Raw genomic sequence first — 25,488 nt, 5'->3', positions numbered from 1 at the left:
GAGGCCGCGGGGCCGGTGCACGTGGTGGACCCGGCCGGGCCTCAGCCCGTGCCGAGTCGGAAGCCGACCCCGCGCACCGTCACCACCCAGCCGCTGCCGCCGAGTTTGCCGCGCAGGCTGCTGACGTGCGTGTCGATGGTGCGGCGCGACCAGGAGTCGCCCCACACCTGCTGGAGCAGCTGCTTGCGCGGGATGACCGTGTCCGGTTGGGACGCCAGCAGGTACAGCAGGTCGAACTCCTTGCGGGTCAGCGCCACCGGCTCCTCGTCCACGCTGACCTCGCGCGAGTCGACGTCGATGTGCAGCCGCCCGTGCCGGATGTCCCGGGCCGCGGCCGGCTCCCACCGGGTGCGCCGCAGCACCGCCTCCATCCGCGCCATCAACTCCCGCAGCCCGTACGGCTTGGTGACGTAGTCGTCGGCGCCCGCGTGCAGCCCGAGCACGCAGTCCAGCTCGGAGCGGCGGGAGGTGACGATGATGATCGGCACCCGGCTGACCGCGCGCAGGGCGCGGCAGACCTCCAGCCCGTCGAGGTCGGGCAGGTCGAGGTCGAGCAGCACCATCTCGACGTCCTCGTACGCGGTGAGGGCGGCGCTGCCGTGGCCGACGCCGACCGGGTCGTGGCCGTGGCGCCGCAGTTGGGCGGTGAGCGACCCGGCGCGGTCGGCGTCCGCGTCCACCACCAGGACGCGCTGCCCGGCCGGTGCGGGAGCCGCCGGCGCGGGCCCGGCCGCCGGTACGGCCACGGGCCCGGCCGCGAGGAGGGGCCCGTGGGGTTCCAGCAGGGCCCGTGACGGTGTCTGACGCATGCCTTCCCCCTGGGGTGTGCTCCACTGGTCCACTGGTCCGCGGTGGTGCGGCCGGTCCGTCCCGTCGGCCGGGCGGGCGCGGCTACGGACGGGTGGCCGGCTGCGCGGCCGACTCCGGACGGGAGGCCGACAGCGGCTGCCCGGGGCTCAGGACCCACGCCGAGTCGTGCCGGGTGAAGCCGACCCGCGGGTAGTAGCCGACCGCGGCGGGCGCCGACAGCAGCACCACCTTTGCGTCCGGGGCCTGCCGCCGGGTCTCCTCCATCAGCGCCAGGCCCACTCCGCCGCGCTGGTGGGAGCCCGCAACTGCGATGTCCGACAGGTAGGTGACGTAGGAGAAGTCCGAGACACTGCGGGCGATGCCGATCAGCGCGCCGTCGGCGTCCCGGACCACCACCACGAGGTTCGCCTGCCGCACCATCGCGGCCATCCGCTCCCGGTCGCCGACCGGCCGCCGCTCGCCCAGGCCCGAGGAGTGGTAGACCGCCAGCACCTCGTCCAGGTCCAGGTCGCCTCCCTCGACCCGCTCGGTCTTCCAGGTCGGTTCAGTCGTCCCGCTCATTCAGCTTCTCCAATCGCCGGCGTATGACGTCATGATGGGTCAGGAAGCGCTCGGGGCGCGGCGCGTCCCGCAGGGTGATGCCCTCCTCGGCCAGGGTGTCGGCGAACGGCCGGCCGGTGGCGGCCGTACGGTTCGCCGCGGCCTGCGCCGAGCGGTAGGCCCGCTCCCGGTCGGCGCCCTCGCCGAGGAGGTCGTAGAGGACCGCGGAGCTGTGGACGAGCCCGCCGGTGCGGTCGACGGCCGCCCGCATCCGGTCGGCGTGCACCTCCAGCCCGGCCACCAGCTCCGCGGCCCGGGTCGCCTGGAAGTGGCCGACCGACAGGCTGTCGGGCAGGATGACCCGCTCCACGGACTGGTGGGCCAGGTCGCGTTCGTGCCACAGGGCGACGTTCTCCAGCGCCGCGGTGGCGTAGCCGCGCAGCAGCCGGGCCAGGCCACACAGCCGCTCGCTGGTGGTGGGGTTGCGCTTGTGCGGCATGGCGCTGGACCCCTGGTAGGCCGCCGCCCGCCCCTCCTCCACCTCGGCGACCTCGGTGCGCTGCAACAGCCGCAGCTCCAGGGCGATCTGCTCCACGCACGCCCCCAGCGCCGCCACCGCCTGGAGCAGTTGGGCGTGCCGGTCGCGGGCGACGACCTGGCTGGGGGCGGGCTCGATGCCCAGGCCCAGCGCCTGGCAGACGTGGGCCTCCACGGCCGGGTCGATGAGTGCGTAGGTGCCCACCGCCCCGGAGACCGTCCCCACCGCGACGGCCTCCCGGGCCGCGGCCAGCCGCCGCAGCGACCGGTCGACGGCGAAGGCGTGGCCGGCGAGCTTGTGGCCGAAGGTGGTCGGCTCGGCGTGCACCCCGTGGGTGCGGCCGATCATCAGCGTGTCCCAGTGCTCCAGCGCCCGGTCCACCAGCACCCCGCGCAGCCGCCGCCCGGCCGCCGCCAGCAGGTCGGTGGCCCGCGCCAGGGTGTGGCCGAGCGCGGTGTCCACCAGGTCGTAGCTGGTCATGCCGAGGTGCACCCAGCGGGCCGAGGACGCCGGCATGTCCTCGCAGTACGCCGCGAGGAAGGAGAGCACCTCGTGGTCGCGTTCCTTCTCGAACTCCGCGACCCGGTCGGCGCGCGGCACCCGCGCCGCGCGGATGTCCGCCAGCGCGTCCTGCGGCACCCGGCCGAGCCGCACCTGCGCCTCGGTCGCGAGAATCTCGACGCGGACCCAGGTCGCGTACCGGGCCTGGTCGGTGAACAGGTCCGACATCTCGGGCAGGGTGTAACGGGGGATCATGGCACGACCTCGTCTCCGTGGGGCGTCGGGCTCGAACGGCCGGTGGGGGTCTTGCAGGCGGTGTTGCCGGCGGCGTCGCAGGGGCCCTTGGCGGGGGCCTGTGCGGGGGACGTGCGGGCGGGTCAGTACACCTCGAAGTACTCGCGCTGCTCCCACGGCGTGACCTCGTCCCCGGCCGAACCGGTCGCCGCGCACCAGCTGGTGAAGCGCCGCAGCTCGCTCTCCTTGAGCTTGACCAGGCACGCCTTGAGCGGGTCGCCGAGCAGCCGCTCGGCGCGGCCGGCGCGGAAGGCGGCCAGCGACTCGGCCAGCGACTGCGGCACCAGCTCCGGCGCCGCGCCCGCCGCCCGGGGCACGCGCCCGGTGTCGGCCGTGCCGGCCAGCCCCTCCAGGCCCGCGAACAGCTGCCCGGCGATGGCCAGGTACGGGTTGGCGCACGGCTCCGCGCCGCGGTTCTCGATGTGCGCGCCGGCGCCGCCGCCGACCATGCGCAGCATGGCGCTGCGGTCCTCCCGGTTCCAGTCGACCCGGGTGGGCGCCAGGGTATGGCGCGGGCCGAGCCGCCGGTAGCCGTTGACCGTGGGCACCGACAGCAGGAACAGCTCCCGGCTCCAGGCCAGCAGCCCGTCCGCGTACGCCTTGGTCTGCGGCGACAGGTCGCCGGCCGGGCCCTCGGCGGCGAACAGGCCCCGGCCGGTCGCGGTCTCCCGCACGGACTGGTGCAGGTGCCAGCCGCTGGGGTCGAAGGAGTCCAGCAGCGGCAGTGACATGAAGGAGGCGTGGTGGCCGCGCCGCGCGCAGAACCGCTTGGTGGCGGTGCGGAACAGCAGCATCGCGTCGGCGGTGTCGAGCGCGGACATCGGGCTGAAGGTGCACTCGACCTGGCCGGGGCCCGACTCGTGCTCCACCGAGCGCAGCGGCAGCCCCAGTTCGAGCAGGTGCAGCGCGAGCGGGTCGGTGATCGGGGCGACGGAGTCGTAGCGGGCGTCCAGGTTGAACTGGTAGCCGGCGTTGACGGCCGCGGCGCGCGGCGCCTCGCCCTGGCGGCCGAACCCGTTGCCCGCGTTGCCCGGGGCGCCGTCGAGCAGGCGGGTGAGGTACCACTCGACCTCCAGCCCGACCACCGGCGCATACCCCTGCTCGGCGTACGCGGCCTGCGTGCGGCGCAGCACCGCCCGCGAGGACAGCGGGTGCGGGGTGCCGTCGCGCAGGTACTCGTCGCCGATCACCCAGGCCGTGCGCGGCCCGTCGCCGGGCAGCAGCTGGAAGGTCAGCGGGTCGGGCACCAGGATGAAGTTGCCCGCGCCGGCGATCTCCGCCACGCCGATGCCGGGCTCGCCGAGGAAGTCCACCGCGACCGCGTGGCCGGTGTCGAAGACGAAGGGCCCGGGGCTGAAGTTCATGCCGTGGCGCAGCACCGAGCGGAAGGCGTCCGCGGTGAGCGTCTTGGACCGGGCCAGGCCGTGCGGGTCGGGGAAGACCAGCCGGACGAGGTCGACCTCCCCGAGGCGGGCCTCGATCCGTTCGGCGACGGCGGACTGCTCATCGCTCCACAGCCCGTGGGCGGCGACGAAGCACGGGCTTCCGACGCTGTCCTCGGCGGACACGGAGCGCCAAGACCGGGTGTACACGGTTCACAGGGTCCTTTCGGTGGCGGCCACCAGTTCGTGCGGCGCGCGGGGCGGGGGGAGCTGTCCGAGGGCCGACTCCAGCCGGCGGGCCGCCTCGATCACCGGCTCGTCGGCCCCGAAGGCGCCGACGAGCTGGACACCGACCGGCAGCCCGGCGCGGGTCAGCCCGGCCGGCAGGGTGAGGGCGGGCTGACCGGTCAGGTTGAACGGGTAGGTGGCCGGCGACCACGCCAGCCACAGCAGGTCACGGGGGTCGGCGGCCCACGTCGGCGCGATGGCGCCCGCCTCGAACGGCTCGACGGGCACCGTGGCCATGGCCAGCAGCTCGTGGCGGGCCATGACCGCGCGCAGCCGGACCCGGGTGCGCTGCCGCACCTCCTCGGCGCGCAGCACCGCCGCGCCGGTCAGGCGCCGCCCGTAGCGGACCACCTCCAGCCGGCCCGGGTCGCACAGCTCCTCGTCCCGCGCCGCCGTGCCGGCCGCCTCGGCGGCGGCCAGGATGTCGACCAGGGCCGGGTACAGGTCGGTGCACCGCACCTCCACCGGCTCGACGAGGTAGCCCAGTTCGGCCAGCGCGGACCGGGCCCGCTCCGCGACCCGGCGGACCTCGTCGCTGGTGCCGTCCCACTCGATCCAGCCGACGCGCCGGGCGGCGCCCCGCGGGGGCGCCTCGATCGAGCCGAGCCCGGAGTCGGGGTCGCCGGGGTGCGGGCCGCCGGCCGCGGCGGCCAGCGCGGCGGCCTCGGCCACCCCGCGGGCCAGCGTGCCCTGGTGGGACAGCCGGTCCGCGCAGCCGGGCACGTAGGGGATCAGCCCGTACGACGGCTTGTAGCCGACCACGCCGCAGAACGCCGCGGGGATGCGGACCGAGCCGGCCCCGTCGGTGCCGAGCGCGCCGTCGCCGAGCCCGGTGGCCACCGCCGCCGCCGCGCCGCCGCTGGAGCCGCCGGCCGTCCGCGCCGGGTCGTACGGGTTGCCGGTCGGCGGCGCGACCCGGCTGACCGTCGACGCGCTCCAGCCGTACTCGGAGGTGGTCGTCTTGCCGATGACGATCGCGCCCGCCGCCCGCAGCCGCGCGACGGCCGGGGCGTCGGCGCGCTCCCGCCGGTTGGCCAGGAAGGAGCCGCGGGCGGTGGGCAGGTCGCGGGTCTGGAGCAGGTCCTTCACCGAGACCGTGACGCCCAGCAGCGGCGCCCCCGTCCAGGCGTCGGCGCCGCGCTCGGCGATGCGCAGGTCGGCGGCCTCGGCGGCGCGTAGCGCCTCCTGCCCGGCCACCGCGACGAACGCGCCCAGGGTGTCGCGCTCGTGCGCGGCCGCCAGGACCGAGCCGACGTGCTCCACGACGGTGGTCTCGCCCCTGCGCAGCCGGTCCTTGAGGGCGCCGAACGCCTCGGCGGCGGTCATCGGACGGCGCCCGCGGGGTCGGACAGCGCGGCGCCGCTGCCGGCCGGGCCGGCGATCGTCCGCCAGTGCCACCCGGCGTCGAAGGACGTCACCGCCAACGGCACGCCCTTCGCGACGAGTCGGGCGGCCAGTCCGGTCGCGCGGGCGAGCAGGCCCGACACCCGGTGGGCGACCAGCAGGTCCTCCTCGTCGAACGGGGCGCCCGCGCAGCGCAGCAGCCGCAGGTCGATGAAGCCGTTGAAGACCCGGCCGCCCACCTCGACCGCCTGCGGCGAGCGGATGGAGAAGCGGACCTTGTTGGTGACGTGCCCGTGGTGGTGCTGGTCGGAGAAGAACGCGACGTCGGGAACGGTGGGCGGCACGAAGTGGTCGCGGGCCACCACCGCCGGGTCCCGGGGGAGGTTGCCGGGCACGAAGTGCCAGGAGTTGTACTGCATGCGCGAGGACATCGCCCAGGCCGCGTCCGCGAGCGTCGCGGCCGAGCCGCCGAAGTGGGCGCGGGCCTGCTCCCGCGGCACCACGCAGCAGAAGTAGCGGGTGATGTCCCAGTCGCAGATCTCCGCCCAGCGCTCCTCGCGCATCCGCTCCACGAGGTCGGGCAGCGACCGCATCCCGCGGCTCATCGCGAAGTCGGCACGGAACTCCTCGGCGCAGGCGGCCACCGTCTCGTACAGCAGCGACTCCAGGCCGGTGGCGAAGGAGCCGTGCGGTTCGGCCAGCCACAGCGGGCCCGCCCCGCCGGGCAGGCCCAGCTCGCCGAGGCTCGCGCCGGCCAGCGGCAGCCGCCCGGCCAGGCGGGCGGCCAGCCGCGCGTCGCGCTCGCGCACCGCGTCGGTGTCGGCGCCCACGCGCTCGATCTTGTGCATCAGCGGGCCGTGGATCTCGCGGTAGAGCCGTGCGGTGCCGAGCAGTTGGCGGCGGCGGGCGCCCAGCGCCTCGGCGAGCGCGGCCAGGTCCGCCACCCGGTGCGAGGCGGCCGCGGCGACGGGTGTGCCGCCGGGGACGGCTTCGTAGGCCACCCGGACCCGCTCCAGCATCGCCGCGACGTGGTCCAGGCCGAGCTGGGTGCCGTTGGCCTCCTCGACGCGGCCGAAGCCGGCCGAGCGGATCAGCAGCGTCAGCGCGATCAGCATCTGCACGTCGCTGTCCGACCACAGCTCCAGCGGCAGGCCCTTCAGGCCGCTGAGCACGCAGTCGGGGTGGCCCGGCCACAGGGTCTTGCCGGTGATGGTGTTCTGGTCGCGGAAGTTGGTGTACCTGCGGTCGTCCTGGTACAGCACGAACGGGGCGGTGCGCAGGGCCGCCTCCCTCGCCTGCTCGACCAGTTCGTCACGGCCCTTGCCGCCCTGCCGGTCCAGCCAGCCGCGGCAGTCCGCCAGGGTCCGGGCGGTGCGGACGGCGGCCCGGTCCAGCCGGTCCTGGTAGGCGTCGGCGGCCTGCCGCGACCACGGCACCCGCAGCACCCCGCCGACCAGTTCGGAGCGGTCGAGCGGCCCCTGCGCCGGGGCGCGCAGCACCACCCGGCCGCCCTTGGTCAGGCCCAACTCGCCGAGGAAGACCGGCTCGTCGGCGGCAGCGCCGGTGCCGGTGCCGGTGCCGGTGCCGTTGCCGGTGTCGGTCTCCGCGTCGGTGGCGGTGGCGGGGACGGGGACGGTCGGGGCGTCCGGGGCGTCCGGGTCGGGCGTCCGCCAGGTCAGCCCCCACAGGGCCATGACCGCGGCCTCGTCGGAGGTGCTCAGCGCCCGCAGCTGGACGTCCGGCGGCACGTGCCCGTCGAGGCCGAGCAGGACCTCCACCGCCGCCCGCGGGCCGGCCGCCGTCCGCGCCCGCTCCCACACCCGGCCGAGCAGCCCGGGGAAGCCCGCGGCCGCCTCGCGTGTCCGGTCCGGGCCGGCGGCGGCGCCCGCGGGCGTGCCGAGCCGGCTGGGGCGGCGGCTGATCCGCTTCCTCGCGTTGGCCGCGCGGCGGCTGCCGCGCTCCGGCGACCCGCTCACCGGGTCGCCGCGGGGAACTCGACGAGGTTCCACAGGCTGTCGTCGGACGGCTTCCAGTCCTCGTCGACGTAGATGCAGTCCACCGGGCACTCCAGCACGCAGGCGGGGCAGCCCGAGCACAGCTCCGGGATGATCACCACGTCCAGGCCGCGGTCCACGATGGCGCCGAACTCCGCCGGACAGCCGCGCAGACAACTGTCGCAGGTGATGCACTCGGTGGTCTCGATACGGCGCGGCGGCTTCCGCCAGTTGCTGCTGCGAGTCCGCGCGGCGATCCGCTCGGATCGGGCGGACCGGTCCGCCGGCAGTGCGTTCTCGCTCACGGGCACTCACCCTCCGGGTCACTTCGAGGTGTCCGTCACTGATGTCGACACATGCTTGCGGTGCCGTCTGGACCACGCGCGGAGCTTCGGTGGTGGCGGGCTCGACCGGCGTGTTCAACCGCCGCGGGCGCCGGTTGAACACCGCGCGGCGCGGCTACCGTCGCCGTGGCGGCGCGCCGCGGCGACCGGCCCCGGCCGCGCGCGGCCCGGCCGACCGGCAGGGAACCGACGACGAAGAGGAGCACCCGCGATGCCCCTGACTGCGGCGCCCAAGCTCATGATGTTCCTGGCGTTTAGGAACGACGCCGAGGAAGCCCTCGACTTCTACACCTCGCTGTTCGAGAACTCCGCGGTGCACCGGGTGGTGCGGGCCCGCGCCGGGGAGGCCGGCTGGCCGGAGGGCGTGCTCCAGCACGCGCTGTTCACGCTCGGCGGCCAGTCGTTCATGTGCACCAACATGCCGCCGCCCGGCGCGAAGGGCTACGAACTGGCGTCCTGGGACGCGTACGCCTTCTCGCCCGCGACCGCGATCTACGTGCAGTGCGACACCGCGGCGGAGTTCGACCGCTACCACGACGCCCTGGCGGAGAAGGGCGAGGTCATCATGCCGGCCGACGCCTACGAGTTCAGCGCCCGGTTCGCGTGGCTGACCGACCGGTTCGGGGTGTCCTGGCGGCTGAACCTCGCCCCGTCCCGCCGCCCGCGCACCAGCTGACCACCCCCCTGCGTGGCGAGGGCCCGGTCCGCCCCGCGGCGGACCGGGCCCACGTCGTGCCGGGCCGCTCAGCCCCAGTCGCCGGCCACCTGCTTGGTGGTGACGTTCAGGCGGTTGAAGAAGTTGGTCAGCGCGATCATCAGGACCAGGGCGGACAGCCCCTTCTCGTCGAAGTGCTCGGCGGCCGCGTCCCAGATCTCGTCCGGCACCTGGTCGCCGCGGTCCGACAGCCGGGTCGCGTGCTCGGCCAGCGCCAGCGCGGCCCGCTCGGCCTCGGTGAAGTACGGCGTCTCCCGCCAGGCGGCGACCGCGAACAGTCGCTCCTCGGTCTCACCGCCCTTGCGGGCGCCGCGCGAGCCGGAGTCGACGCACGGGCCGCACCCGTTGATCTGGCTGGCCCGCAGGTGCACCAGGTCGAGGGTCGTCTTCGGCACACCGCCGGAGTAGATCGCCTTGTACAGGTCCTGGATGGGCTGTGTGGCGTTGAGGACCACCGCGGGGTTGGTCAGGCGCGCTTCCATGTTCATCCCTTTCTACGGGAACGCAAGCGGCGCACGCTCGGCGGCGTGCGCCACTTCTACGACGAGCGGCGGCGGGCGAGTGTGACACCGCGCCGGCGGCGGAGCGGGGCCCGTCACACGCGGACGGCCCCGTTCGTCACAGTTGTGCGGGCCCCGGGCGCGAAGATGGACCCGGCGGCGGTCACGCACCGGCGGACGGCGAAGGGGAACGACGGTGGCCATGGACGACAACGACGAGCTCGCGCGCGCCTTCGAGGAGAAGCGCCCCCGGCTGCACGCGGTGGCGCAGCGCATGCTCGGCTCCACCGACGAGGCTGAGGACGCCGTGCAGGAGGCGTGGATCAGGCTGCACCGCAGCGACGCGGACGCGGTGGAGAACCTGGACGGCTGGCTGACCACGGTCGTCGGCCGGGTCTGCCTGGACATGCTGCGGGCCCGCAGCCGCCGCGAGGAGTTCTTCGAGGAGCACACCGAGGCGGCCGCGCCGGTGCCCACCGAGGAGAACGCCGACCCCGAGCAGGAGGCGGTGCTCGCCGACTCGGTCGGCCTGGCGCTGTCGGTGATCCTCGACACGCTCGACCCCGACGAGCGGCTCGCGTTCGTGCTGCACGACATGTTCGCGGTGCCGTTCGCGGACATCGCCCAGGTCATCGGGCGTAGCCCGGGAGCGACCCGGCAGCTGGCCAGCCGGGCCCGGCGGCGGGTGCACGGGGCCTCCCCGATGCACGACCTGCGCCGCCAGCACGAGGTGGTGGACGCCTTCCTGACCGCCGCGCGCAGCGGCGATTTCGACCGGCTGCTGACGCTGCTCGCGCCGGACGTCACCATGCACGCCGACGACACCGCCGTACGGATCGGCGCCGCCCCGATGACGCACGGCGCCCGCGGTGTGGCGGGCATCTTCTCCGGCGGCGCCGAGGCCGCCCGGGTGGCGCTCATCGACACCAGCGTGGGCGCGGTGTGGAAGGCGAAGAAGCGGGTGGTCGTGGCGTTCGACTTCACCATCACCGACGGCCTGATCACCGCCATCGACCTGGTGGGCGACCCCGACCGGCTCCAGGAGCTGGACATCGTGGTGCTGGGCGACTGACACCGCTCGCCGCCTACCGGCCCACCGGTCGACTTCGGCTGGGCGGTGCGCCGCTCCCGGGGTCCCACGGGCGCACGGCCCCGCGGTCCTACGGGCGCTGTGCCGCGGCCGGGAGCAGGCACTCCTCGGCGAAGGCCAGCGCCCGCAGGTGGTAGGCGCGGGCCGCCCAGCCCAGGCTGATGTTGTGGCCCGCGCCCGGCTGCCGGTCCACCAGCACCCGCCCGGCCGCGCCGAACGCCGCCGCGAGTTCGGCCAGGTCCGCGTCCTGGTGCCGCCACAGCAGCTCGTGCTCGGCGAAGGTGAAGCGCACCGGTACCCGTACCCGCGGCGCCAGCCGCGCCAAGGACGCGGGCCAGCCGGCGAGTTCGGCCGCCTCCCGGGCCGGCATCGGGGCGAGAAGGCCCGCGCAGGCCCGGAAGGCGCCCGGCGGGTAGAGCCGCAGCGGCCCCCAGCTCAGCCGCCGCCCGCCCGGGCCGGTGAACGGCACCGCCGCCCCGCCGGGCGCGGCGTACCGCAGGCCGCAGCCCGAGACGTCCACGCCCAGCAGGCGGTCGCCGTCCTCGGCACCGGCCGCCCACGCCAGCGCCGGCTTGGCGCCGAAGGAGTGGCCCAGCAGCAGCACCCCGGCGCCCACCGGGTGGGTGCGGGTGTATCCGGCGACGGCCGCCCGCAGCACCGCGGCCTGCTCGGCCACCCCCATCCCCGCCGGGAGCGCCCCGGCCGACCTGCCGTAGCCGGGCCGGTCCACCGCGAGCACCGCATACCCCAGGTCCGCCCCGAGCCGCAGCAGCGACAGGCCCGGCCGTACCCGGGTGTCGAAGTAGCCCGCGGTCATGCCGCCGCCGTGCACCGCCACGACCAGCGCCCTGGGGGCGCCGGACGGTTCGCCCAGCAGCCCGGACAGCGTGACCCCGGCGCCTTCCAGGACGACGGGCCGGACCGGGCCGGCCGCGGCCACTACGCGGCGCGCCCGGCGCCGAACCAGCGGCCGAGCGCGGCCGCCAGCCCGTCGGGCGCGCCCTCGCCGGTCCACGCCACGTGCCCGTCCGGGCGGACCAGCACCGCCGCCAGCCCGGCCAGCGGGTCCGCGGTGCCCTCGACCGGTTTGGCGGCGGCGGTCACCACGTCGACGCGGTCGGACCAGGCAGCGGCGGCGGCACGCAGTACGGCGCTGTCGGCCAGGTCGAACAGCACGCCCCGCCCCGGGCGCAGCGGGCGGAAGGTGTCGCTCTCGCCGCCGGCCCCGCTCAGCGGCCGCTTGGGCAGCCGGCGCCCGAGCAGCGGGTGCGGCGGGTGCGCCTCTCCGGTGCCGTCCGCCGCGATGCCGCCGGGGCCGCCCGGGCCGCCGGGATCGTCGGGGGCGTCGCCGAGGTCGTAGCGGATGTCGAGGTGGCTGACGATCCCGGCCAGGTGCTGCCGGACCGCCTCGTGCGCGAGCAGTTCGGTGAACAGCGCGCGCAGCGAGTCCGACTGCTCGCCGCCGAGGAAGACGACGCCCTGTGCGTGGGTGTTCATCATCAGCCGCTCGCCGACCGCGTGCCGCTCGTCGTGGTAGCTGTCGAGCAGGCCGGCCGGCGCGGTGCCGCGGACGGTGGCGGCGAGCTTCCAGCCGAGGTTGGCCGCGTCCTGCACCCCCGTGCTCAACCCCTGGCCGCCGGCCGGGAGATGGACGTGCGCGGCGTCCCCGGCCAGCAGCACCCGGCCGCGCCGGTACTGCCCGGCCAGCCGGCTGGCGTCGCTGAAGGAGCTGACCCACTCGGCGCTGCCGCCGCTGATGTCCTCGCCGGTGATGCGCTGCCAGGCGGCGGCGACCTCGGCGAAGGTGACGTCGTCGGCACGCTCGCGGGCCGGGGTGCCGTGCGGGCAGACGATGATCCGGTCGACGCCCTCCTTCAGCGGCGCGGCCATCACCATGCCGTGCGGGAGGCGTTCGCCCAAAAACCGGGGGCGCAGCCCGCAGCCGACGACGTCGGCCAGGTACATCGCGCGGGTGGCGGGCAGCCCGGGGAAGTCGAAGCCGGCCGCCTTGCGGACCCGGCTCTGCCCCCCGTCGCAGCCCACGAGGTAGGAGGCGCGCAGCCGGCCGGCGCCCTGCGGGGTGCTGACGAGCGCCTCGACGGTGTCGCCGTCGAGGAAGCCGTCGGCCAGGCCGGTGACCTCCCAGCCGCGCCGGATGTCCGCGCCGAGCGCGCGCGCCCACGCCTCCAAAACGGCCTCGGTCTCGTTCTGGGGGATGCCGCGGGCGCCGAAGTGGGCGCCCGGCAGGGCGGTGTAGTCGAACTGCACGCCGCCGAAGTGCCCCATGGGGCTGGTCGCGAGCGTCTCGCCCTGTCCGAAGGCCGGCAGCAGCCCGCGCTGGTCGAACACCTCCATGGCGCGGGCGGTGAAGCCCAGCCCCCGGGACTGGCCGGACGGCTCGGCCAGCTTGTCGATGACGATGACGCGGGCGCCGCCCAGGCGCAGTTCGCCCGCGAGCATCAGCCCTGTCGGTCCGGCGCCGACCACGACGACGTCGGTGTCCACCACGGACTGTGCCATGGCTGTCCTCCCTCTTCTCGTCCGTTCCCGCTCCGGTCGGTGCGGTGCTGGGCCGGGTCCGGCACATCCCGCCCCCATGGCCAGGGGCATGGGAGCGCCCCCGGCCGGCGGGGGCCGGCAGGCACGCTCTCCCCCTGCCTCCGGCGAAAGGTGCCGCCGGCGTTGCTGGCCGTCGGTACGGCCCGCTGCGCTCTGTTCCCCAGAGCCTCGCCTGGGAGGGACCCCCACCCTCCGCCTTGCGATCGGGGGGACCTCCCAAGCCGGAGGCCATGGGGGGAGCACCGGGCCCCGTCGGCCCCCGCCCTTTGGGCGGGACGACGCTAGGTGTCGGACACGGCCCTGACGGCCGCGCCCGCACGGGGGCGCACGTGCGGGCGGCGGGGCGCGCCGAACCAGCGGCCGAGCGCGGCGTCCAAGCCGTCGCCGTCCCCGTTGCCGTCGCCGTCCTGTGCGCCGCCGACCCACACGACGTGGCCGTCCGGGCGCACCGCCACGGCCGCGACCCCGTCCCAGGTGCCCTGCTCGTCCCGCGCCGGCTCGGCCGTGACGAGGTCGACCCGGTCGTCCCAGCGCGCCCCGGCGGCCGGCGGCGGCGCCCCCAGGCCGAGCAGCAGTCCCCGCCCGGACCTGAGCAGTTCGAAGGTGGTGCACACGGCGCCGCCGACCCGCAGCCGGGCGTACGGCAGCCGCGCGCCGACCAGCGGATGGCCGCCGCCGCAAGTGGCGTAGCGGATGTCGAGGCCGCTGACCATCCCGGCGAGCCGGGCGCGCGCCGGCTCCTCGGCGAGCAGTTCGGCCAGCACCGCGCGCACCGGCTCCACCTCCGCCCCACCCAGCAGCAGCGCCACCTGAGCACGGATGTTGCCGAGCACGGCGGCGCCGACGGCGTGGCGTTCCAGGTGGTAGGTGTCGAGCAGCCCCGCGGGCGCCTCGCCGCGGACGGTGGCGGCGAGTTTCCAGCCGAGGTTGAAGGCGTCCTGGAGGCCGAGGTTGAGGGCCTGTCCGCCGGTGGGCATCTGCCGGTGCGCGGCGTCGCCCGCGTACAGCACCCGGCCGTGCCGGTACTGGGCCAGCAGCCTGCTCTCGTCGTCGAAGTGGTTGACCCACAGCGGCTTGCCGCCCCCGATGTCCTCGCCGGTGACCCGCTGCCAGGCCGCGGCGACCTCCTCGTACCGCACCGGGCCGGTGCGGGTGCGGGCCGCGCTGCCGAACTCGTGCACCATCACCCGGGTCACGCCGTCGGCCCGGCGGGCGGCGATGGCCAGGCCGCGCGGCAGCCGCTGGAAGCGCCGGTCGGGGATGTCGAGGCCGTCGACGTCGGCGCGCAGCAGTTCGCGGGCGGCGCCGTGGCCGGGGAAGTCCGCCCCGGTCAGCTGCCGCACGGTGGAGTCCTGCCCGTCGCAGGCGACCAGGTGGCTGCCGCGCAGCCGCACCGGCCGCCCGTCGCGCCCGACGGCCTCCACCTCGACCGCGTCCGGGTCCTGGGCCAGGTCGATCAGCCGCAGCCGGTGCCCGCAGCGGATGTCGGCGCCCAGCGACAGCGCCCACTCCTCCAGCACCGACTCGGTCCTGGTCTGCGGCACCTTCCACTGGCCCGGATACGGCGAGGGCAGCGTCAGGTCCAGCGGCACCCCACCGAAGTGGCCGCGCGGCTCGTTCGGCGGGGTGCCGAGGTCCGGCAGCAGGCCGCGGCTGTCGAGGATCTCCATGGTGCGGGCGTGCAGCGTCGAGGCCCGCGACTCGGTGCTGGGCCGGTGGCGCTGCTCGACGACGGCCACCCGCACGCCGCGCAGGGCCAGTTCGGCGGAGAGCATCAGGCCGGCCGGCCCGGCGCCCACCACGATGACCTCGGTCCGCGTCGTGCGCGGGGCGGCCATCTCAGCTCTTCCGTTCCGCGTAGTCCTTGGCGTGGCCCAGCGTGGCGCGGCTGTTGGTGCTCAGCGCGTCGTGCACGTAGGCCCGGGCGTCCGCGACGGTGGCCTGCGCGCCCAGGATCGCGGCGATGTTGGCGGTGTTGATCGACACCGTGTGCTGCGAGCCGGCCTCGGTGGTGCCCCGGCCGGTGTCGGTGAACGTCCACAGGCCGGTGTGCAGCGTCATCAGCGCGGGCAGCGTGACCTGCTTGTACGCGATCCGGTCCGGTGCGAACGCCACCCGGTAGGACTTGGTGGTGTGCACCGAGCCGTCCTTGGCGCGGGTGTCCATCTCCAGGGTCTGCAACCCCGGGGAGGGCTCGCCGAAGCGGACGGTGGCCACGTGCGGCAGCCGCTCGGGCCACCGGGCGGCGTCGTTGACGAAGTCGAAGACGTCCTTGGCGGCGCCCTCGACCTCGACGGTGTCGGTGAAGGAGAAGACCAGGTCCTGTGCCTCGGCGGCGTGCACCCGCTCGACGTTCTCCTTCAGCGCGGCCAGCTCCGAGGTGCTGTTGGTGTCCACCGCCCGGTCGATCCACCGCAGCGACTCCGGGTCGTCGCCGACCGCCCGGTAGTCGTGCAGCAGCCGGACCCGCGCGGCGGCCCCGTCCAGCGGCTCGACGATCCAGGTGCCGCCCATCGCGGCCACCGGCGGGGTGCTGACCTCCTGCCGGAAGGTGATGCGCAGCGCGTCGGGGTCCAGGGTGCGGCGCGACGTCCAGTTCTTGGCCTCGCCGTTCGCGGTGGCCCAGATGCGGATGCGCTCGGTGCCGTGGCCGGTGTCCTCCTGCTCGACGTGGATGGTGGGCGGGAAGATCTGCGGCCAGTGGCGCACGTCCGCCAGCAGCCGGTAGACGGTGGCCGCGGGCGCGGCGATGGTGGTCTCGTGCTCGACCTCGCGTGTCGTCACGGGCACTGCTCCTTGTCCGGTCCTCGTCCGCTGTCCGGACGGTGGTCAGAAGTTGCCGAGGCCGCCGCAGACGTTGAGCGCCTGCGAGGTGATGGAGGCGGCGGTGTCGGAGGCCAGGTAGCCGATGAGGCCGGCGACCTCCTCGGGGGTGCTGTAGCGGCCGAGCGGGATCTTCGCCTGGAACTTCGCCAGGATCGCCTCCTCGCTGGTGGCGTAGGCGGCGGCGTACCCCTGCCGGACCCGCTGCGCCATGGGCGTCTCCACGTATCCCGGGCAGACCGCGTTGACGGTGATGCCGGTGGGCGCCAGCTCGTTGCCGAGCGCCTTGGTGAAGCCGACGACGCCGTGCTTGGAGGCGGAGTACGGGGCGCCCAGCACGACGCCCTGCTTGCCCGCGGTGGAGGCGACGTTGATGATGCGGCCGTGGCCGCGCTCCCGCATGCCGCCGGTGGTCAGCACCTCGCGGCTCATCCGGAAGACGCTGGTGAGGTTGGTGTCGATGACGTCGTGCCACAGGTCGTCGGCGATCTCCGCGGTGACCCCGCCGCCGGACCGGCCGGCGTTGTTGACCAGCACGTCGATCCGGCCGTAGGTGTCGACCGCGGCCTGTACGAAGGCGGCGACCGAGGCGCCGTCGCGGACGTCGAGCACCTGGCCGGCGGCCTCCCAGCCGTCGGCGCGCAGGGACTTGACGGTCGTCTCGACGTCGGAGCCGGTACGCGCGCCGAGGAACACCCGGTGCCCCTGCGCGGCCAGCAGCCGGGCGGTCGCCAGGCCGATGCCGCTGGTGGCACCCGAGACGAGCGCGACACGGGAAGTGGACTGTGCCATGGCGTGGGTCCTCTCAGGCGGCGCGGCCGGCGGCCAGCAGCTCGTTGACGGTGCTGATCAGCTCGCGGGGGGTCAGGGCGTCGGTGAGGATCTCGTCGTCGAGCGCGATGCCGTACTCGCGCTCGATGCAGCCGCCCGTCTCCAGCAGCGCCAGCGACTCGTAGCCCAGCTCCTCGAAGGTGGTGTCGAGGATGTCCTCGTCCAGGTCGAGGCCCTCCTCGGCGCCGGCGGCCTTCAGGAGGATGTGCTTGAGGTCCTCGAAGGTGAACTGGCGGTCCGTCATGTCGATATGTCTCCTTCGTCTCGGGGTGGCAGGGCCGGCGGCCCGGCCGCTCAGGCCGCGGCGCGCACCACCACGGCGGAGTTGAAGCCGCCGTGGCCGCGGGCCACCACCAGTGCGGTGCGCAGCCGCGCGGCCCGCGGCTGGTGCAGCACCAGGTCCAGGTCGTACTGCGGGCAGGGGTCCACATGGACGGTGGGCGGGATGACCCCGGCGCGGATGGCCAGCAGCGCGCAGGCGACGTCCAGCGGCCCGGCGCCGGAGTACAGCCGGCCGGTCATCGTCTTGGGCACGGTCACCGGGACCGCGCCGGACCCGAAGACCGCGCTGATCGCCTCGGCCTCGGCGCGGTCCAGCTCCGGCACACCCGCGCCGTCGGCGAAGACCACGTCCACCTCGCCCGGCGCGGTGCCCGCGTCCTGAAGCGCGACACCGATCGCGGTGCGCAGGGTGGGGCCCCGGCCGCTGCCGGGCGGCGGGTCGAACGTCGTGCCATACCCGGCGATCTCGCCGTACACCCGCGCGCCGCGCGCCGCGGCCGCCGCGGCGGACTCCAGGACCAGGATCGCCCCGCCCTCGCCCGGCACATAGCCGTGCGCGTCGCGGTCGAACGGCGTGTACGCGCGGGTGGGTTCGTCACTGGTGGCCAGCCGCCCGCCGGCCAGCTGCGCCACCCAGCCCCACGGGCACAGCGACGCGTCCACCGCGCCGCTCACCACCAGCGGCGTGCCCTTGCGCACCAGCCGTCTGGCCTGCGCCAGCGCGTCCAGGCCGCCGGCCTGGTCGCTCACCACGACCCCGCTGGGCCCCTTCATCCCGTGCCGGATGGAGATCTGGCCGCTGTTGACCGCGTAGAACCAGGCGAACGACTGGTAGGCCGAGACGAACTGGCTGCCCCGCGACCACAGTTTGCGCAGCTCGCCCTGGCCGAACTCGAAGCCGCCCGCGTGGCTGGCGGTCACCACCCCCATGTCCAGCGGGTCGAACGACGCCGGGTCCACCCCGGCGTCCGCCAGCGCCCAGTCCGCCGCCGCCAGCGACAGCCGGGTGACCCGGTCGGTCTGCGGCAGCAGCCGGCCCGGCAGGTGGTCGGCGGCCTCGAAGCCCGGTATCTCCCCGGCCAGCTGCGCCGGGTAGCCCGACGGGTCGAACCGCGTGATGCGGCCGATGCCGCTCTTCCCGCCGCGGGTGGCCGCCCAGTAGTCCGCGGCGCCCAGCCCGTTCGGGGCGGCGACGCCCATCCCGGTGACCACGACCGACGTCATACGGTGCTCCTTCGCGCGCCGGTGAGCACCATGGCGCTCTGGAACCCGCCGAAGCCGCTGCCCACCGTCAGCACCGAGCCGACCGGCTGCTCGCGTGCCGTCAGCGGCACATAGTCCAGGTCGCACTCCGGGTCGGGGGTGTGCAGGTTGGCGGTGGGCGGCACCACGTCGTGCTCCATCGCCAGCGCGCACGCGGCGATCTCGATGGAGCCGATGGCGCCCAGCGAGTGGCCCACCATCGACTTGATCGAGCTGATCGGCGTGCGGTACGCGTGCGCGCCCAGGCTCTTCTTGAACGCGGCGGTCTCGTGCCGGTCGTTCTGCCGGGTGCCGGAGCCGTGCGCGTTGACGTAGTCGATGTCCTCCGGCGCGGTCCTCGCCTCCTCCAGCGCGACCCGGATCGCCTCGGCCATCTCCGCGCCGTCCTTGCGCAACCCGGTCATGTGGTAGGCGTTGGAGCGGGTGGCGTAGCCGGCGACCTCGGCGTACACGTGCGCGCCGCGCCGCCGGGCGTGCTCCAGCTCCTCCAGTACGAAGAACGCCGAACCCTCGCCGAGCACGAAGCCGTTGCGGGTGCCGTCGAAGGGGCGCGAGGCGTGCTCCGGGTCGTCGTGCCGCGGGGTGGTCGCCTTGATCGCGTCGAAGCACGCCATCGTGATCGGCGAGATCGGGGCGTCCGCGGCCCCGGCCACCATGACGTCCACGGCGCCCTCGCGCACCAGCTCCACGCCGTAGCCCACGGCGTCGATACCCGAGGTGCACCCGGTGGAGACCACCGTCGCCGGCCCCTCGGCGCCCACCGCCCACGCCACCTCGGCGGCGAAGGAACTCGGCGCCAGGTAGTCGTACAGGTGCGGCACGGCGTAGCGGTGGTCGACCAGGTCCAGCCGGCCGCCGTCGCTGACCACGCGGTACTCCTCGTCGAGCCCCATGGTCGCGCCCACCGCGCTGCCGACGACCACCCCGACCCGGTGCGGCGCCAGCGCCGCCGGCTCGGCGCCGCTGTCGGCGACCGCGCCGCGCGCGGTGACCACGGCGAACTGCGCGGCGCGGTCCATCCGCCGCACCTCCTGCGGGCTGAGCCCGTACGCCAGCCCGTCGAAGTCGGCCTCGGCCGCCACCCGGGAGCGGAACGGCGACGGGTCGAAGAAGGTGATGCCGCGGGTGGCGGTGCGCCCCTCGCTGATCAGCGCCCAGAAGTCCGCCCGGCCCAGGCCGCCCGGGGCGAGCACCTCCAGCCCGGTGATGACGACCCGACGCCCCGTCATGCGCCGGCCTGCCAGTGGTAGAAGCGCGTGGCCATGGCGTCGGCGGGGGAGCGCCAGGTCGCCGGGTCGTAGGCGCCGATGAAGGGCTTCAGGTCCGCGCTGATCCCGACGAACCGCGGGTCGTCCTTGGCCGCCTCGATCCGCGGGCCGCCGTCGTCCGACGCGAAGTCCTGGAGGTGGAAGTACAGCCCGCGGTAGGCGAAGAGCTGCCTGCGCCGGGTCCCCATCCGGTGGGGCATGTCGGTCTCGTCGAACTCGCCGAACAGCCGCGCGACATCGCGGCTGGACTCGATGGCCATCCGGGCCACGATCAGCGTGCTGTGCATACCTGGCTCCTTGCGGTCGGCACGGGACGTTTCTGGGCGTTTCTGGGCGTTTCTGGGCGTTCACGGGGTGCGCGGGGGTGCGGGTGGGGTGCGCGGGGTGCGCGGGGCGGGCCGCCGCCGGGACCGGACGGGTGCGGCCCGGTCCCGGCGGGGGAGCGGCGCCGGGGGAGCGGCGCCGGGAAGCGCCGGTGCTACTCGCCGGCCGCGCGCGTCTGCACCACGCGGTAGCCGTTCCAGTCGCTCTCGGTCGTCAGCGCCGCCACGCGCGCCTCGGACTTCAGCCGGGCCTCGGACTTCTCCGCCTCAGGCGCCGCGCGGAAAGCGTCGTAGGCGTCCTTGCCGTCCCACTGCGAGTAGACGACGGCGAAGGGACCGTCCAGGAAGCGGGCCCGCAGCCCCTTGAAGACGCTGTGCGAGCGGTAGCCGGGCACGTCGGCCAGCCAGGCGCGGCCCTCGCCCAACTCGGTGACCAGGTCCTCGTGGTCGCCCTCGGCGACCTTGAAGATCTCGATCACGGTGTAGTCGTCGCGGTCGGGCGAGATCTCGGTGGTCGCGCCCTGCGCCGGGTGCCGGTGGGTGTAGACGATCCGGCACTGGAGCAGCCGGATCGAGGTGGTGATCTCCTGGAAGACCGGCATCGTGCGGTGCTTGAACTCCTCGCCCGCGTACCGCTTCTCCAGGTCCTCGCCGCTGCGCCACTGGATGAAGTTGGCGGTGCCGGGGCTCTCCTGCCCGGCGTGCACCGTGGAGGAGATCCAGCCCTCGTAGGCCGCGGCGTTGACGATCTTGCTCATCTCCTGGAGCAGCGTGTCCTGCTTCGCCGGCTCGTCGGTGGAGAAGAGGTTCAGCACGGTCAGGTAGTCGTCGGCAGGGGAGATTCGGGGCATGGCGTGGTCACTTCCTGGGAGAAGGGAGGAACAGTCGAAGAACGGGAAGGTGCGGGCGGGCGTGGGGAGGCGTGGGGAGGCGTGGGCAGGGCCGGCCGGCTCAGGCGCCGGGGCCGAACCAGCGCTCCAGGGCCTCGGGCAGCGCGCTGCCGTCCTGGTCGGGCGCGACCCACGCGACGTAGCCGTCCGGCCGCAGCAGCAGGGCCTCGACGTCGGGCAGGTGCGCGGCGCCCTCGGCCCGTACGGTGTCGACGCGGTCCGCCCACGGCTTGGCCGCGGTCGGCAGGGTGCCGTCGCCGCCGAGGTCGAGCAGCACGCCCCGGCCGGTGTGCAGCAGTTCGTGCACGCTCGTCCGCGGCCCGCCGCCGCCCGGTTCGCCGGTCAGCTCGCCGTCCGGGAGCCGCCGGCCGAGCAGCGGGTGGCCGCCCGGCCCGACGTCGTGCCGGATGTCGAGGCCGGTGACCATGCCGACGAGGCTGCGCTGCACCGACTCGAACCGGCTGAGTTCGGCGAAGACGTCGGTCAGCGGGGTGATCTCCTCGCCGCCGAGGTAAAGGGTGCGCTGGGCCAGGGTGTTGGTCAGGATGCGGGCGCCGACCGGGTGCCGCTCGGCGTGATACGTGTCGAGCAGCCCGTCCGGGGCCTGCCCGGCCAGGACGAGCGCCAGCTTCCAGCCGAGGTTCACCGCGTCCTGGACGCCCGCGCTCATGCCCTGGGCGCCGATCGGCAGGTGGACGTGCGCGGCGTCGCCCGCCACGAACACCCGGCCGCGCCGGTACTGCGCGGCCTGCCGGCTGATGTCGGTGGTCGAGCTGACCCACGACGGCTCGGCCGCGCCGATGTCCTCGCCCGACAGTTTCAGGAAGGCGGCGGCGACCTCCGCGAACGTGATCGGCTCGCGGCTCGCGCGCAGCGGCTCGTCGCGGTCGTAGTAGATGATCCGGCAGCGGTCCGGGCCGAGCGGCAGCACCATGACCATGCCGCCGGGGACGCGCTCGCCGGAGAACCGGGGCCGCAGCGGCACCCCGGAGATGTCGGCGAAGCGCAGCTCCACCGTCGGCTCCGTGCCGGGGAAGTCGATCCCGGCGCAGCGGCGTACGGTGCTGCGGGCGCCGTCGCAGCCCACCACGTACCGTGCGCGCAGCCGCCCGCCGTCGAAGGCGCCGCCGCCCGAGGTGTGCACGGTGACGCCGTCCGCGTCCTGCTCCAGGCCGGTGACCTCCACGGAGCGGTGCGTGACCGCGCCCTGTTCGGCCGCCCAGCCCGCGAGCACGGCCTCGGTGCGGGACTGCGGGATGCCGCGCGCACCGTAGGAGCCGCCGGGCAGCACCCGGTAGTCGAGCGGGACACCGCCGAAGTGGCCGACCGGGATGACGTCCACCCCGCCGAGCCGGGCCAGCAGCCCGCGCTGCCCGAACTCCTCGATGGTGCGCGCGGAGAAGCCGAGCGCACGTGACTGCCGCATCGGTTCGGCGAGCCGGTCGAGCACGGCCACGGAAATTCCGTGCAGCCCGAGTTCACCGGCGAGCATCAGTCCGGTAGGACCGGCGCCCACGACGATCACGTCCGCGTCATAATTGTCCATCGTCGCCCATCCGCCCTCTTCTGGTTGATGTCCCCATGAGTATGGGGAGCGCCGCATCGGGCGGTAAAGGGAGTTCAGGACAGGTCTTCTGCACGCCACTACAGAATTGCGCCGCCAATGTCAGATCTTCGCAGGCACACTTGGTCGGACCGGTCGCGGCGGACCATCCTCAGGCATGACCTCGACTCACGTGGAGAAATTCGCACCGGAAACCGCCGACGCCGCCGCGGTGGGCGCGCTGCTCGACCGCTACCTGGTGGCGCTCGACAGCGGAGAACTCGACGACCCGTGGGCGCACGGACTGTTCACCGCCGACGCCGTCGTCTCCTTTCCGATGAGCACCTACGAGGGAATAGTGGGGCTCGCGGAATGGCACCGCCACGCGCTGGAGAAATTCGCCCGCACCCAGCACCTGAATTCACCGGCGGTGGTGGACTGTTCCGGCGCGCAGGCGACGCTGCGCGCCGCGCTGGTCTCCACCCACGTTCACCACCCCGGCGACGAGCACGCCGCGCTGTTCGTCACCGGCACGTCGGTGGCCGGCCGGGCGCGCCGCACCCCGGCCGGCTGGAAGCTCACCCGCCTGTCGTTCGACCTGGTCTGGCGGCAGGGCAGCCCGGTCCCGCCCGCTCGCTGAGACCGGCGCCGCCCGGCAGGCGGGACGTTTCCCACCTGCCGGGCGGAGCTCAGCAGTTGAGGCTCAGCACCCGGTCCACCGCGATCTCGACGACCACCCGGCCCGGCGGGGCGGGCGGCGCCGACCAGTAGCGCTCCGCGTAGCGGCGCACCCCCTCGGCGACGCGCTCCGGGGCGTCGAGCACCTGGGCGCTGCCCTCCAGGGTGACCCAGCGGAAGCCGTCCACCTGGCAGAGCCCGACCCGGGCGCCGGGCGCGGCCAGCACGTTCCTGACCTTGCGGGTGGTGCGCACCGTCAGGACGCGGGCGAGCCGGGCCCGGGGGTCCCAGGTGAACCGCACCGGTGCCAGGTGGGGCGAGCCGTCCGGTCTCAGCGTGGTCAGCACGGCCGTGTGCGGCTGTGCGAGGAACGCGTCGACCGCGGACGTCACCGCCGTCGCGCGGCCGCGCCGCGGGGGGAGCGTCATCGTGTGGGATTCCCCTTCCGGTTTGCCGGAGCCCGGCCGCGCCGCGCTCCTCACACCGCTTCCTGCCGGCTCCTGAGCCGCTCGGCGAACTGGCTCCACTCCTTGCTGATGCTCTCGGCGATCGGCGCGATCACCCCGAGCCAGTGCGGCGGCACCGCGCCGATCAGCTCCTGCCACCGGTCCGGGTCGGACGCGTGGAAGGCCATCCACTGGAGGAACTCCTTGCCGCCCTCGGTGTAGCGCACGCACGGGTCGCTGGCCACCTTGGCGGACACCGCCGCCCAGCCCAGCGGGATGCCGGCGGGCTCCCGGCAGCGCTCCCGGGACACGTCCGGGTCGGGCAGGGCGCGTACGAGCGGTACGGCGGCGCGGTCCGGTGCTTCCGCAGGGTCCGCCGCCTCCGCCGCCTCCGCCGGGTCCGCCGGGTGCGGGGCGCGGTCCGCGTAGGGCGCGGCCGACGCGGAATCCGGCGGGCCGGCGGGCGCCCGGCCCCCGTCGGGCTCGGGCGGTGCCCCGCCGCGCAGCCGGGTCCTGACGTCGTGGACGGTGCCGACGGACACGTCCGTCTCCCGGGCGACCTCCCGCAGCGTGGCGTCCGGATGGTCCCGCAGGTAGGCCGCGGCCCTTCGCCGGCCCTCCCCGGCCACCACCGAGCGCAGCCGCCCGTCCCGGCCGAGCCGCTTGCCGCCGGGCGGCGCGGCGCCGGCCGTCCGGCCGCGCAGCGCCGCGACGGTCTTGCCGCTCAGCCCGGTGAGCCGGGCGATGGCGCGGTCGGACCAGTCGGGGTGGGCGGCGAGCACGCGCGCGGCACCGGCCATCCGGTCCGCGCGCGACAGCGGCAGCCCGTGCGCGCTGTTCGCGCGCATCGCCAGGACCAGCGCCTCGGCGTCGGTGCACTCCACGAAGCACGCGGAGATGCTGCGGTCGCCGCGGAGCTTGGCGGCCTCCAGCCGGTGCAGGCCGTCGATGACGCCCCAGCCGTTCCTGCGCACCAGGATCGGCGGCAGCTCCGCGTGGTCGGCGGCGTCGGCGAGGAGTTGGACGTGCGCGGGGTCCACCCCGCCCTGGCGCAGCCGCAGTTCGGGCGACAGGGCCCGTACCGGCAGCCGCTGCGCCGGCAGGTTCTCGACGGCCGGCAGGTCCGGGCCGCCGGAGCCGGCGCCTTTCGGGCCCGCGGCCGGTACGGCGCCGTGTCCCGCCCCCGCCGGTGCGCGGCCGCCCGCGATCGCCGTAGCCCGCCCGCCGTTGTCAGCCATCCGCACCGGCCCCCTTCTGTCGCAGTCCCCGACGAGCGTGCCAGCGGCGTCTCTAGCGGCGGTCGAGAGCCGGTTGACGGCCCGCCACCTGCGTGGGGCCGGTCATGCATGCGGTGAGGGTGGTGCCGTCGTGGGGGTCGAGCAGGATGAAGGAGCCGGTGTGGCGCGAGGCGGCGTAGGAGTCGAGCGGCAGGGGTTCGGCGGTGTGCAGCACGACCTGGCCGATGTCGTTGGCGGCCAGGCGGCCGGGGGCGGGGTGCGGCGCGAGGTCGTCGAGGCGGAGCCGGGAGGGGATGTCCCGGACGACCGCCTTGACGATGCGGGTGCCGTGCTTGAGCAGCACCCGCCGGCCGACGGTGAGCGGCCGGTCGGCGACGTGGCAGGCGGTGGCGGTGATGTCCTGGGTGGTGGCGGGGGCGTGGGCGGTCGGCGCGATCAGGTCGCCGCGGGAGACGTCCACGTCGTCGGTGAGCAGCAGCGTCACCGACTGGGGTGCGCGCGCGGTGTCCACGGGGGTGCCCAGCAGGTCGATGCCGCGGATACGGGAGGTGCGGCCGGAGGGCAGCACCGTGACCTCCTCGCCGACCGCGAACGCTCCCGAGGCGATCTGCCCGGCGTAGCCGCGGTAGTCGGGGTGCTCGGCGGTCTGCGGCCGGATCACGTACTGCACCGGCAGCCGGGCCGGGCCGGGCGCCGGGTCGTGGCCGACCTGCACGGTCTCCAGGTGCTCCAGGACGGTCGGTCCGCCGTACCAGTCCATGTTCGCCGACGGCTCGACCACGTTGTCCCCGGCGAGGGCGGAGATCGGGATGGCGGTGACGTCCGGGATGCCGAGGGAGTCGGCGTAGGCGGTGAACTCCTCGGCGATGGCGGCGAACACGGGTTCGGCGTGGTCGACGAGGTCCATCTTGTTGACGGCGAGGACGACGTGCGGCACGCGCAGCAGTGCGGCGACGGCGGCGTGGCGGCGGGTCTGTTCGACGACGCCGTTGCGGGCGTCGACC

25 protein-coding genes are annotated in these 25,488 nt (G+C 75.1%); 3 read left to right on the top strand and 22 right to left on the bottom strand.

Going from position 1 to position 25,488, the window contains the following annotated elements; translation table 11 throughout:
* Positions 1 to 41 precede the first annotated feature (41 nt).
* From AC3ERT_RS32545 to AC3ERT_RS32515, 7 genes are all read right to left on the bottom strand, one after another.
* Positions 42 to 809: a response regulator transcription factor gene (locus tag AC3ERT_RS32545; protein ID WP_435178454.1), complete on the bottom strand. Its 768-nt coding sequence runs from the start codon at positions 807 to 809 to the stop codon at positions 42 to 44.
* Between the two features lie 82 nt (positions 810 to 891).
* Complete coding sequence (locus AC3ERT_RS32540) at positions 892 to 1,371, bottom strand: GNAT family N-acetyltransferase (RefSeq protein ID WP_435178452.1); 480 nt, start codon at positions 1,369 to 1,371, stop codon at positions 892 to 894.
* Positions 1,355 to 2,644: an adenylosuccinate lyase gene (purB, locus tag AC3ERT_RS32535; RefSeq protein WP_435178450.1), complete on the bottom strand. Its 1,290-nt coding sequence runs from the start codon at positions 2,642 to 2,644 to the stop codon at positions 1,355 to 1,357. The genes AC3ERT_RS32540 and purB overlap by 17 nt, the downstream gene beginning before the upstream one ends.
* 122 nt (positions 2,645 to 2,766) lie before the next feature.
* On the bottom strand, positions 2,767 to 4,275 hold the full coding sequence (locus tag AC3ERT_RS32530) for a type I glutamate--ammonia ligase (protein WP_435178448.1): 1,509 nt from the start codon (positions 4,273 to 4,275) through the stop codon (positions 2,767 to 2,769).
* A 3-nt stretch (positions 4,276 to 4,278) separates the two neighbouring features.
* The gene (locus tag AC3ERT_RS32525) at positions 4,279 to 5,679 is read right to left on the bottom strand and encodes an amidase (RefSeq protein ID WP_435131722.1); all 1,401 of its coding nucleotides are present in this window, start codon (positions 5,677 to 5,679) and stop codon (positions 4,279 to 4,281) included.
* Entirely contained in the window at positions 5,676 to 7,673 is a 1,998-nt protein-coding gene (locus tag AC3ERT_RS32520; RefSeq protein WP_435178446.1) for a hypothetical protein, read from the bottom strand. Before AC3ERT_RS32520 ends, AC3ERT_RS32525 begins: the two co-directional genes overlap by 4 nt.
* Entirely contained in the window at positions 7,670 to 7,996 is a 327-nt protein-coding gene (locus tag AC3ERT_RS32515; RefSeq protein WP_435178444.1) for a 4Fe-4S dicluster domain-containing protein, read from the bottom strand. The genes AC3ERT_RS32520 and AC3ERT_RS32515 overlap by 4 nt, the downstream gene beginning before the upstream one ends.
* A 250-nt stretch (positions 7,997 to 8,246) precedes the next feature.
* Between AC3ERT_RS32515 and AC3ERT_RS32510 the strand changes: the two genes are divergently transcribed.
* A complete protein-coding gene (locus tag AC3ERT_RS32510; protein ID WP_435178442.1) occupies positions 8,247 to 8,711 on the top strand; it encodes a VOC family protein in 465 nt (154 codons plus the stop codon).
* 68 nt (positions 8,712 to 8,779) lie between these two features.
* Here the strand turns inward: AC3ERT_RS32510 and AC3ERT_RS32505 are convergent, their stop codons facing one another.
* Positions 8,780 to 9,232: a carboxymuconolactone decarboxylase family protein gene (locus AC3ERT_RS32505; RefSeq protein WP_335983945.1), complete on the bottom strand. Its 453-nt coding sequence runs from the start codon at positions 9,230 to 9,232 to the stop codon at positions 8,780 to 8,782.
* A gap of 220 nt (positions 9,233 to 9,452) precedes the next feature.
* On the opposite strand from AC3ERT_RS32505, the gene AC3ERT_RS32500 reads away from it, so the two are divergent.
* Positions 9,453 to 10,322: a sigma-70 family RNA polymerase sigma factor gene (locus tag AC3ERT_RS32500; protein ID WP_335983947.1), complete on the top strand. Its 870-nt coding sequence runs from the start codon at positions 9,453 to 9,455 to the stop codon at positions 10,320 to 10,322.
* Between the two features lie 88 nt (positions 10,323 to 10,410).
* On the opposite strand, the gene AC3ERT_RS32495 is transcribed toward AC3ERT_RS32500, so the two are convergent.
* The 11 genes from AC3ERT_RS32495 to AC3ERT_RS32445 form a co-directional block, all read right to left on the bottom strand.
* Positions 10,411 to 11,280 carry an alpha/beta hydrolase gene (locus AC3ERT_RS32495; protein WP_435178440.1) on the bottom strand — a complete coding sequence of 290 codons (870 nt, stop codon included), beginning with the start codon at positions 11,278 to 11,280 and terminating at the stop codon, positions 10,411 to 10,413.
* Positions 11,280 to 12,860 (bottom strand): FAD-dependent monooxygenase, encoded by a 1,581-nt coding sequence (locus AC3ERT_RS32490; RefSeq protein WP_435178438.1) that lies wholly within the window; start codon positions 12,858 to 12,860, stop codon positions 11,280 to 11,282. Before AC3ERT_RS32490 ends, AC3ERT_RS32495 begins: the two co-directional genes overlap by 1 nt.
* Before the next feature lie 320 nt (positions 12,861 to 13,180).
* Positions 13,181 to 14,737: an FAD-dependent monooxygenase gene (locus tag AC3ERT_RS32485; RefSeq protein WP_435178436.1), complete on the bottom strand. Its 1,557-nt coding sequence runs from the start codon at positions 14,735 to 14,737 to the stop codon at positions 13,181 to 13,183.
* Position 14,738: 1 nt separating this feature from the next.
* Positions 14,739 to 15,683 (bottom strand): aromatase/cyclase, encoded by a 945-nt coding sequence (locus tag AC3ERT_RS32480; protein ID WP_335983954.1) that lies wholly within the window; start codon positions 15,681 to 15,683, stop codon positions 14,739 to 14,741.
* Between the two features lie 45 nt (positions 15,684 to 15,728).
* Positions 15,729 to 16,514 carry a 3-oxoacyl-ACP reductase FabG gene (gene fabG, locus AC3ERT_RS32475; protein ID WP_435178434.1) on the bottom strand — a complete coding sequence of 262 codons (786 nt, stop codon included), beginning with the start codon at positions 16,512 to 16,514 and terminating at the stop codon, positions 15,729 to 15,731.
* 13 nt (positions 16,515 to 16,527) lie between these two features.
* Positions 16,528 to 16,797 (bottom strand): acyl carrier protein, encoded by a 270-nt coding sequence (locus AC3ERT_RS32470; protein WP_335983958.1) that lies wholly within the window; start codon positions 16,795 to 16,797, stop codon positions 16,528 to 16,530.
* 50 nt (positions 16,798 to 16,847) lie between these two features.
* Positions 16,848 to 18,059, bottom strand: a complete 1,212-nt coding sequence (locus tag AC3ERT_RS32465) for a ketosynthase chain-length factor (RefSeq protein WP_335983960.1) — start codon at positions 18,057 to 18,059, stop codon at positions 16,848 to 16,850.
* Entirely contained in the window at positions 18,056 to 19,327 is a 1,272-nt protein-coding gene (locus AC3ERT_RS32460) for a beta-ketoacyl-[acyl-carrier-protein] synthase family protein (protein WP_435131735.1), read from the bottom strand. Before AC3ERT_RS32460 ends, AC3ERT_RS32465 begins: the two co-directional genes overlap by 4 nt.
* On the bottom strand, positions 19,324 to 19,653 hold the full coding sequence (locus AC3ERT_RS32455; protein ID WP_335983963.1) for a TcmI family type II polyketide cyclase: 330 nt from the start codon (positions 19,651 to 19,653) through the stop codon (positions 19,324 to 19,326). Before AC3ERT_RS32455 ends, AC3ERT_RS32460 begins: the two co-directional genes overlap by 4 nt.
* Positions 19,654 to 19,844: 191 nt before the next feature.
* The gene (locus AC3ERT_RS32450) at positions 19,845 to 20,540 is read right to left on the bottom strand and encodes an antibiotic biosynthesis monooxygenase family protein (RefSeq protein ID WP_435178431.1); all 696 of its coding nucleotides are present in this window, start codon (positions 20,538 to 20,540) and stop codon (positions 19,845 to 19,847) included.
* A 100-nt stretch (positions 20,541 to 20,640) separates the two neighbouring features.
* Complete coding sequence (locus tag AC3ERT_RS32445) at positions 20,641 to 22,125, bottom strand: FAD-dependent monooxygenase (protein ID WP_435178429.1); 1,485 nt, start codon at positions 22,123 to 22,125, stop codon at positions 20,641 to 20,643.
* Positions 22,126 to 22,300: 175 nt separating this feature from the next.
* On the opposite strand from AC3ERT_RS32445, the gene AC3ERT_RS32440 reads away from it, so the two are divergent.
* Positions 22,301 to 22,762 (top strand): nuclear transport factor 2 family protein, encoded by a 462-nt coding sequence (locus AC3ERT_RS32440; RefSeq protein ID WP_335983967.1) that lies wholly within the window; start codon positions 22,301 to 22,303, stop codon positions 22,760 to 22,762.
* 49 nt (positions 22,763 to 22,811) lie between these two features.
* Here AC3ERT_RS32440 and AC3ERT_RS32435 read toward each other — a convergent pair whose 3' ends face one another.
* From AC3ERT_RS32435 to AC3ERT_RS32425, 3 genes are all read right to left on the bottom strand, one after another.
* A complete protein-coding gene (locus tag AC3ERT_RS32435) occupies positions 22,812 to 23,228 on the bottom strand; it encodes a pyridoxamine 5'-phosphate oxidase family protein (RefSeq protein WP_435178427.1) in 417 nt (138 codons plus the stop codon).
* A gap of 50 nt (positions 23,229 to 23,278) precedes the next feature.
* On the bottom strand, positions 23,279 to 24,484 hold the full coding sequence (locus AC3ERT_RS32430) for a ParB/RepB/Spo0J family partition protein (protein WP_435178425.1): 1,206 nt from the start codon (positions 24,482 to 24,484) through the stop codon (positions 23,279 to 23,281).
* Between the two features lie 52 nt (positions 24,485 to 24,536).
* On the bottom strand, positions 24,537 to 25,488 hold a 952-nt coding region (locus AC3ERT_RS32425), incomplete at its 5' end, for an elongation factor 1-alpha C-terminal domain-related protein (protein ID WP_435178423.1).

This window comes from Actinacidiphila sp. bgisy145 (genome assembly GCF_057708125.1).
The sequence above is the reverse complement of the archived record's forward strand: the minus strand, read 5'-3'. Positions and strand labels throughout refer to the sequence as shown.

Bases quoted from the DNA above. Each gene is read 5' to 3' on its own strand.
- AC3ERT_RS32545 (WP_435178454.1), bottom strand. From the start codon at position 809: ATGCGTCAGACACCGTCACGGGCCCTGCTGGAACCCCACGGGCCCCTC.
- AC3ERT_RS32540 (WP_435178452.1), bottom strand. From the start codon at position 1,371: ATGAGCGGGACGACTGAACCGACCTGGAAGACCGAGCGGGTCGAGGGA.
- purB (WP_435178450.1), bottom strand. From the start codon at position 2,644: ATGATCCCCCGTTACACCCTGCCCGAGATGTCGGACCTGTTCACCGAC.
- AC3ERT_RS32525 (WP_435131722.1), bottom strand. From the start codon at position 5,679: ATGACCGCCGCCGAGGCGTTCGGCGCCCTCAAGGACCGGCTGCGCAGG.
- AC3ERT_RS32510 (WP_435178442.1), top strand. From the start codon at position 8,247: ATGCCCCTGACTGCGGCGCCCAAGCTCATGATGTTCCTGGCGTTTAGG.
- AC3ERT_RS32505 (WP_335983945.1), bottom strand. From the start codon at position 9,232: ATGGAAGCGCGCCTGACCAACCCCGCGGTGGTCCTCAACGCCACACAG.
- AC3ERT_RS32500 (WP_335983947.1), top strand. From the start codon at position 9,453: ATGGACGACAACGACGAGCTCGCGCGCGCCTTCGAGGAGAAGCGCCCC.
- AC3ERT_RS32490 (WP_435178438.1), bottom strand. From the start codon at position 12,860: ATGGCACAGTCCGTGGTGGACACCGACGTCGTCGTGGTCGGCGCCGGA.
- AC3ERT_RS32485 (WP_435178436.1), bottom strand. From the start codon at position 14,737: ATGGCCGCCCCGCGCACGACGCGGACCGAGGTCATCGTGGTGGGCGCC.
- fabG (WP_435178434.1), bottom strand. From the start codon at position 16,514: ATGGCACAGTCCACTTCCCGTGTCGCGCTCGTCTCGGGTGCCACCAGC.
- AC3ERT_RS32470 (WP_335983958.1), bottom strand. From the start codon at position 16,797: ATGACGGACCGCCAGTTCACCTTCGAGGACCTCAAGCACATCCTCCTG.
- AC3ERT_RS32465 (WP_335983960.1), bottom strand. From the start codon at position 18,059: ATGACGTCGGTCGTGGTCACCGGGATGGGCGTCGCCGCCCCGAACGGG.
- AC3ERT_RS32460 (WP_435131735.1), bottom strand. From the start codon at position 19,327: ATGACGGGGCGTCGGGTCGTCATCACCGGGCTGGAGGTGCTCGCCCCG.
- AC3ERT_RS32455 (WP_335983963.1), bottom strand. From the start codon at position 19,653: ATGCACAGCACGCTGATCGTGGCCCGGATGGCCATCGAGTCCAGCCGC.
- AC3ERT_RS32450 (WP_435178431.1), bottom strand. From the start codon at position 20,540: ATGCCCCGAATCTCCCCTGCCGACGACTACCTGACCGTGCTGAACCTC.
- AC3ERT_RS32445 (WP_435178429.1), bottom strand. From the start codon at position 22,125: ATGGACAATTATGACGCGGACGTGATCGTCGTGGGCGCCGGTCCTACC.
- AC3ERT_RS32440 (WP_335983967.1), top strand. From the start codon at position 22,301: ATGACCTCGACTCACGTGGAGAAATTCGCACCGGAAACCGCCGACGCC.
- AC3ERT_RS32435 (WP_435178427.1), bottom strand. From the start codon at position 23,228: ATGACGCTCCCCCCGCGGCGCGGCCGCGCGACGGCGGTGACGTCCGCG.
- AC3ERT_RS32430 (WP_435178425.1), bottom strand. From the start codon at position 24,484: ATGGCTGACAACGGCGGGCGGGCTACGGCGATCGCGGGCGGCCGCGCA.